The 969-nt window shown below is 70.4% G+C and carries 1 protein-coding gene; it reads right to left on the bottom strand.

Going from position 1 to position 969, the window contains the following annotated elements; all coding sequences use genetic code 11:
* The coding region (gene manB / locus DD1DGNOD_RS06130) for a phosphomannomutase/phosphoglucomutase (protein ID WP_241255502.1) at positions 1-969 on the bottom strand (969 nt) is incomplete at both ends.

The following is a 969-nucleotide window of genomic DNA, read 5'->3' as shown; positions in this document are numbered from 1 at the left end:
GGCCGCGTACCGCGCATAGCCCGCCAGCAGCTGTGACAGCGGCTGGTCCTGCTCCCCGAGCGCGGCCAGGACGTGCAGGGCCGCGAGCATCCCGGAATCGGCACGCCAGAAGTCACGGAAGTAGAAGTGGCCGGAGTGCTCACCACCGAAGATCGCCCCGGTCCGGGCCATCTCCGCCTTGATGAACGAATGACCGACCCGGGTGCGCACCGGTACGCCACCGCGTTCGCTCACCAGCTCCGGCACGGCCTGGCTGACAATCACGTTGTGGATGACGGTGGAGCCGGGTTCGCGGGCGAGTTCCCGCTCGGCGACGAGCGCGGTGATGGTGGACGGCGACACGAGCTCACCGCGTTCGTCCACCACGAAGCAGCGGTCGGCGTCACCGTCGAAGGCGAGCCCGATGTCGGCCCGGTTGGCCCGCACCGCCGCCTGCAGGTCACGGAGGTTCTCCGGTTCGATCGGGTTCGCCTCGTGGTTCGGGAACGACCCGTCCAGGTCGAAGTAGAGCGGGTGGACCGACAGTGGCAGCCCCTCGAACACCGCGGGGACCGTGCGTCCGCCCATGCCGTTACCCGCGTCCACGGCAACCGTGAGCGGCCGGATCACCGAAAGATCGACCAGTGTGCGCAGATGCCGGGCATAGGACGCGAGCAGGTCCTGGCGGGTGACGGTTCCGCGCGGCCCGGTGAACTGCGCGACTCCGGCCTCGACCAGCGCCCGGATCTCACCGAGCCCGGTGTCCTGGCCGATCGGTGCCGCACCCGCCCGGCACAGCTTGATCCCGTTGTACTTGGCCGGGTTGTGGGACGCGGTGAACATCGCGCCGGGCAGGTCCAGCGAGCCGGCGGCGAAGTAGAGCAGGTCGGTGGAGCCGAGCCCGGCCATGACCACGTCCGCACCCTGGCCCGCCGCCCCGTCGGCGAACGCCTCCGACAGCGGGACCGACGAGTCACGCATGTCGTGCGC

Origin of the sequence: Candidatus Protofrankia californiensis, from assembly GCF_900634765.1 — a bacterium.
Taxonomy (GTDB): Bacteria; Actinomycetota; Actinomycetes; order Frankiales; family Frankiaceae; genus Protofrankia; species Protofrankia californiensis.
The sequence above is the reverse complement of the archived record's forward strand: the minus strand, read 5'-3'. Positions and strand labels throughout refer to the sequence as shown.